Here is a 5171-nt window from a genome sequence, read left to right on the forward strand (position 1 = left end):
CCGTTCGATGCGTCAAGACAAAGACAAGACGGGGCACCCTGCGCCTACACTCTAAGCGGTAGTTCCTGCCAATTCCATGCCAGGTAAGAAACTCGCCATGTATTTCTCCACTCCTTTGGGATCGGTTAATAGTTGTACCGAAACCTGAGCGGCTTGTTCGCCAGGATAAACATCTTCCTGCTGCTCTACCACGGCTTGCACGGCTGCTCTGGCAACTTCCGCTGGAGCAACTTTCGGATCTGGCCATGCCTTGGCTAGATCGGTATCGACAGTTCCTGGCATTACGCCGACTACCAGCGTATTCTGCGCTGCCAGCTCCGCTCGGACGCTCTGCGTCATCGAAATGGCAGCGGCTTTAGAAGCACTATAAGAGCCGCTAAACGGTAGATTGACTTTACCCAAGAGCGATAAGATATTGACAATTGTGCCGCCACCTTGTTGCTTGAGGATCGGTGCAAAGGCGCGACACATGGATGCCATGCCAAAGTAGTTAACATCCATTTCCGCTTTAGCCGCATCTAAATCTGGAGCCGAAATGATGCCATGATTGAGCGAGGTACCAGCGTTATTAATCAATAGCGAGACATCGGCACACTTAGCGGCTGCGGCTGCTACAGATTGGGGATTAGTAACATCGAGTTCGATCGGGACGATCCGTTGAGGATCGAGTGCGACTAAATCTTGCAATTTGCCAATGCTCCGAGCGCAGACATAAATCTTGGCGACATCTGACTGGAGCAATCGATCGACAAAGTGACCGCCAAGACCACCATTAGCACCTGTGACGAGTGCAACTGCGTTGTTAATTTCCATGATTATTGTCCTCTTGCCAGTTAGTTATTGTTGATGCTGGGAAACAAGCTGCTACCTAGCATGGGTTGGTAAAAAATATGTGTCTGAAGTCAACAATACGTTTGTGTAGTTCGTCTAGACTTACACTACCAAGATCCTGTAAATTAATCAAATCGATTGTATGAATTGTATATATCAATGAAATCGATTGAACTAGCTCAGATCGACTTAAATCTCTTAGTTGCCTTTGAATCGTTGTTTGAGGAACGCAGCGTGACGGCGGCAGCTCGCAAGCTCTATCTCGGACAACCAGCCATGAGTGCGGCCTTGGGACGATTGAGAACTTTATTTGGGGATGAATTGTTTATCCGCGTGGGACGAGAGATGCAACCTACCGCCAAAGCTGTCGCGATCGCGCCAGGAATTTCTGCCGCACTGCACCAAATTCGCCAAACCGTTCGAGCTAGCCAAAATTTTGTCTCAGCGTCCGACTCGCGCGATTTTACGATCGGGAGCGCAGATTATACGAGCTTCATTATGCTCCCCAAATTGATGGCATATTGCCATCGATCCGCACCCAATCTGAATTTTAGAACGCTCGAATTTGAAAAAGATCGCGTCGGCGATTTGCTCGAAACAGGTGAAATCGATCTGGCATTGGGTGTTTTCCCTTATCCCCCTCGGCAAACAATTTGTCTGCCATTATTTCACGAGCATTTTGTTGGCATCGCGCGCAAACATCATCCCGCGATCGTGTACAAGTCGATTTCTCTAGACGAGTTCGTCAGCCTCTCTCACGTTTTAGTGACGATTCGCCGCGACATTACCGGACAAATCGATCGAGCATTAGCAGTTCGCAATCTCCAGCGGCGCATTGTATTAACTGTGCCTCACGTATTAGTTTTACCCGCTATTATTGCCTCTACCGATGCGATCGCTTGCGTCCCATTGCGGATGGCAAGTTATTTTTCTAGATTGGATGAAATTGAGTTTTTTGAACTACCGATCGAGTTACCTGCATGGACAGTCTCGATGTTATGGAGCAAATTAAGCGACAAGGATGATGCGAATTGTTGGTTGCGTCAGACTATTCAAACATTATGCGCGAGTATCTAAAGCGATCTAATTTTAAAAATCAAAATAAATAAATCCTAAGCTCTCTGTTGGCGATAACAACCACACGACATATAAACATAGCGGAATTAATAATAACTTGAGCGGCCAATTCAGACTTACTTTTAATAATCGATCGAATGTATAAGTCACGAATATAGCAGTAAAAATTCCGACTAAAATTAACACAACTTGACTGTCCGCTAAATGTAGATTTTCGACATAAATTTTATTGACGAACTGAGCGTCGCGCGGATGACCCCATAAATGTTGGAATACAAGATTGGACTGTTGGGTATTGGGCAATCGAAACCAAATCCAAGTCACAAATACCAATAATTGAGTCAAAAACCAACCAGATAAATGTCCCAACCAACTGCTCCAAAATTTAGCAAGAGCATCGATTTTTTGCGAGAGGGTATGCGTCAGGCGATGGATGACTAGAGCGGTACCGTGGATGACGCCCCAGACGATATATCCCCAGTCAGCACCATGCCAAATCCCAGAAATTAACATTAGTGCAAACAGATTTAAGCAAGTGCGGAATAGTCCCAAGTGCGAACCACCTAAGGGAATATAAATATAGTCGCGCAACCAATTTCCCAGACTGATATGCCACCGCCGCCAAAAATCAGCGATACTCACGCTCATGTAGGGAAAGTTAAAGTTGGTGGGGAGATTAATTCCAAACAAAATAGCCGTACCCATGACGATATCTACATAGCCGCTAAAGTCTAGATAGAGCTGCAAGCCATAGGCAAATATCGCCAACCACAAATCGATACTACCCGCTCGATCGAGTGTATTGGGATCGAAAATTAATCTGACAATTACTGCTAAATTATCCGCAATTAAGGTCTTTTTAATCGCACCGCTCGCAATCAGCCATCCCGCTTCAGCCAACCGTTCGATCGAGGGAAATCGTAAATTATTTAATTGAGGTGCAAATTGATGGTAGTGAGTAATCGGCCCCGATACTAACTTCGGAAAAAATGATTTATAAGCAGCATATTTTAGTAAATTACCCGTCGCCGGACTACCTTTATAAACATCGATCAGATAAGCCGCAGATTCAAAACTCAGAAAAGAAATCCCCAAGGGTGGTAGAAAACTTGTTTTCATCCACATCGCTAGCGGCTGAAGCTTTAGGGGATTGAGTGGAGCTGCGATCGTTAATAAAAATGGAATATATTTGGCGGCAATTAGTAATAAAATATTGAATGATATGCCAACTATCAACAGTCGTTTTCGCTGCTTTTTACCTCTCGGCAACCACCGCTGAAAGTAGTCTTCGTCGAGCCAGCTTTGAATATCTTTGTATTCAATAATTTGACTGTCTAACAAAATCTTGCCGATCCAGTAATTTACCAAGATCATCATTAAAATGACTGGGAAATATTGAATCTGCAAAAACGAAATATAAAATAAGATGCTAGAAATTACGATTACCCACAATTTCTGATTTTGAGTCCTCGCTATCCCCCAATAACACAACAAAGTTACCGACAAGAAGATAGCATAGTTAGAGGAAATAAATTTCATGTGCGATAATACTTAAAAATTGCGAATAGTACCGATCGAGCAGTTGAAATTTTTACGCATTATTAATTTGATGTAACCTCTGAAATCAGCTTATAATGGAACTCTATACTCTCTGCGCCCTCCGCGCCTCTGCGGTTATTAAACAATAATTGACAGATAGTGAATAGGATTCAATCGTTATCTGTAATTATGTAGATGAAACGGAAGCTATTACCATTTAATTTCTTTATTTCGAGCCAAATATTTACTTACTTCGATCGCGCCAAATTTATTGAGATGACTGGGATCGGAGAAGCGATCGTATTTTGTGCTCAAGAAATCATCCATATCGATAAAAGTAAGTTTGCCATCGGCCATTAATTTTTGCATGTATTGTTGAAAAACAACTTCGTGCTGACGGCGAACTTTATCTAGATAGAGATCCGACAAAGGCATATTTACAAATACTAAAGGCACTTGGTAAGCTGCTAATAGCTCGATCGTTTGGTGTAAAGCTCGATCCTGATTGCCCTGTAGTTGAAAGTTGAGATAATCGCCATCGCTATCGCCAGTTACCTTGGTGTATTTCTGATAATAAGTATCCGGATCGAATTGCAAATCGATCGGTAAAAAGCCGTCGAAATCGATATCTCGATCGTTAACCATCGTTGCCAGATCGATATTATCGAGATCGTCTCGATCGGTAAGCTGCCCGATATCTGGGACTCTAACGCGCAGCCAATTTTTGAGCGTATCGCGCCGATTGTATGCCAAAGAAACAGATGCCAAGCGGCGATCGATGGCCGTATCGATCGCTTGATAAGTAGTTTGAAATGCCGATTGTGCTTGAAAAAGTGTGGAAGTATTGTTTTTAAAACCTAACATCCGTGCTAATTGGCGATAGCGATCGGATGTAGCAATAGTTTCATACGTGCGATCGGTACGTCCGCTATTAAATGCTCTAGCTCCATCCGCCCAGATCACCAGTTTTGGTAACTGTTGGGGGGTTAATAATTGCCGCAAGATCGTATCGACAACTTGTGCGGTGGCACCATTAATTCCAAAATTGTAGACCTTGAGATTGGGACGATTGGCAATAGAGTGATGACGCAATACTTGCGGATCGATGCCGCGCATTGCCCGCGAACTACCGACGATCAAAATATCCGGTACGCCATGTTGCAAGCAGCGTAATTGATATTGAGCGAGTTTTTGTTCTAGCAGCGGGTTATTAAAGGATAGCTGGGGGCTATTCACTACAGCATCTGCCGAAATCTGGCGGCTTTTCATGACAGATTCGATCGCGATATTGCTGGCGATCGTGCATCCCAAGCCAGCTATAAATAACAATAGCGATGGTTGCCACCGAAAGCGCGGTTGATAAGCGAGTTGACTGGTGGTATCGATGGTAAGTTGTGGTTTCCAGATCCCCGTTTTTACTAAATATTGACTGATTCGTTCTGCCAAACCGATCTTCGGCAATGATGGCTGGGGGACAAATTGACGTTCGGGCACTACTGGCGGCAATTCTAATGGCAACAGATTGAAATCTACCCCATAAGTCCATTGCGAAATCGAGTACCCCGAAATTCGTCCGTGAACGCGGATCCCTTTAATTCCTGGCAATGCCAATTGCTGCAATACTTTCACGACAGTGGTTGCTACTTGACTCTGAATCGGGCAAATGGGAGCTTCGCTCATGACGTGGAGCAAATGATGGCGATGCAGTAAAGATAAACTCACCC

General features: G+C 44.2%; 4 protein-coding genes. 1 reads left to right on the forward strand and 3 read right to left on the reverse strand.

Features of this window, described 5'->3' with window-relative positions; all coding sequences use genetic code 11:
• Positions 1–51: 51 nt before the first annotated feature.
• Entirely contained in the window at positions 52–813 is a 762-nt protein-coding gene (locus tag C7B77_RS23590) for an SDR family oxidoreductase (protein ID WP_106310685.1), read from the reverse strand.
• A gap of 177 nt (positions 814–990) precedes the next feature.
• Between C7B77_RS23590 and C7B77_RS23595 the strand changes: the two genes are divergently transcribed.
• Positions 991–1908 (forward strand): LysR family transcriptional regulator, encoded by a 918-nt coding sequence (locus C7B77_RS23595; protein WP_106310687.1) that lies wholly within the window; start codon positions 991–993, stop codon positions 1906–1908.
• Between the two features lie 12 nt (positions 1909–1920).
• Here the strand turns inward: C7B77_RS23595 and C7B77_RS23600 are convergent, their stop codons facing one another.
• Both C7B77_RS23600 and C7B77_RS23605 read right to left on the reverse strand, forming a co-directional pair.
• A complete protein-coding gene (locus C7B77_RS23600; RefSeq protein ID WP_106310689.1) occupies positions 1921–3447 on the reverse strand; it encodes an MBOAT family O-acyltransferase in 1527 nt (508 codons plus the stop codon).
• Positions 3448–3657: 210 nt separating this feature from the next.
• Positions 3658–5171: DUF1574 family protein (locus C7B77_RS23605; RefSeq protein ID WP_219892259.1), on the reverse strand; the 1514-nt coding region annotated here is incomplete at its 5' end.

Source organism: Chamaesiphon polymorphus CCALA 037 (assembly GCF_003003845.1).
GTDB classification, from domain to species: domain Bacteria; phylum Cyanobacteriota; class Cyanobacteriia; order Cyanobacteriales; family Chamaesiphonaceae; genus Chamaesiphon; species Chamaesiphon polymorphus.